This is a genomic window from Edwardsiella hoshinae NBRC 105699 = ATCC 33379 (assembly GCF_000474215.1).
GTDB classification, from domain to species: domain Bacteria; phylum Pseudomonadota; class Gammaproteobacteria; order Enterobacterales; family Enterobacteriaceae; genus Edwardsiella; species Edwardsiella hoshinae.
In genome coordinates, this window is the sequence record NZ_BAUC01000099.1 from 1 (window position 1) to 972 (window position 972).

Consider the following 972-nt stretch of genomic DNA (forward strand, 5'->3'; position numbering starts at 1 on the left):
CCCTAATGGGAAGCGCCCTGATAGCTTCTTCCGTATCCTCTGGCTGCACTTGAAGCTGTTGTAGTACACCTTTAACACCTATGCTACAAAGTGTATTAATCAAGCGTTCCCTATCACATGGCTCAGCCCTTCGCAGCATTTCGCTAATGATATCGGTGCCCGCAACTGTTCCTGATTCAGTCGTAGGAGCAGAAGAAGCTGGAATCGCTGAACATGTGTTGTGAATAGGATGTGAGTTGATCTCTCCATAGACTAGCCACTCTAACGAGACGTTTTCTATTCTTGCTATTTTTGCCACTACGTTTAGACCTGGCGTTGTACCTTTCTCGAAGTAGTTATTAATCGTAGAGTATGGCAAGCCCCAAGCCTCCGTTACCTTGCGTAGACTCCTCTCTCCCACAAGCTGCCTGATCCTATCCTGGATGCTTTCTTTTCTATCATTACCAAAAGAAAGCCCATCGTCAGTTTTGTTACTCATTTTCTTTTTCATTATCATGTTGATTTAATTACGTTTTATGCAAGTTGCTTTCTTTTGACCTAAAAGTAGAAAAGAAAGCTTGTAATTTTCTATTCATGGATCAATACTTCTATCCGTAGGGATAACACGCAGGTGTTATCCGCGCGGATAACATTCGAGGATAGCTGAATGATGCATAGAAATGAAGTGATCAATCAGGACTGGCACCGCGAATACATCGTGGCAGCAGTTCATACAAAAGGTGTTACGTTGCGAGAGTTGTCGATCAGGGCTGGTCTAAAAAAAGATTCTTTAAAGAATGCGCTGTATCGCTCATGCCCTAAATATGAACGCATTATCGCTGATGCTATCGGTGTTGAACCTGAGGAAATCTGGCCAAGTCGTTATGCCAGTAAGGTTGCATGATGTTCTATTCTGCAAATGAGTTACTTGGACTACCCGGTTTGCCTGGAACGGTTCAAGGGCTTCGTTGGATGCTAAATAGAGCCACTGCG

Annotated in this window: 2 protein-coding genes; one reads left to right on the plus strand and one right to left on the minus strand. The window is 43.7% G+C overall.

Features of this window, described 5'->3' with window-relative positions; translation table 11 throughout:
• A partial coding sequence (locus EHO01S_RS17185; protein ID WP_024525087.1) for a helix-turn-helix domain-containing protein occupies nucleotides 1–478 on the minus strand: 478 nt, incomplete at its 3' end.
• A gap of 168 nt (nucleotides 479–646) precedes the next feature.
• Between EHO01S_RS17185 and EHO01S_RS17190 the strand changes: the two genes are divergently transcribed.
• The gene (locus tag EHO01S_RS17190; protein ID WP_024525088.1) at nucleotides 647–883 is read left to right on the plus strand and encodes a helix-turn-helix domain-containing protein; all 237 of its coding nucleotides are present in this window, start codon (nucleotides 647–649) and stop codon (nucleotides 881–883) included.
• The last annotated feature ends 89 nt before the right edge of the window (nucleotides 884–972 follow it).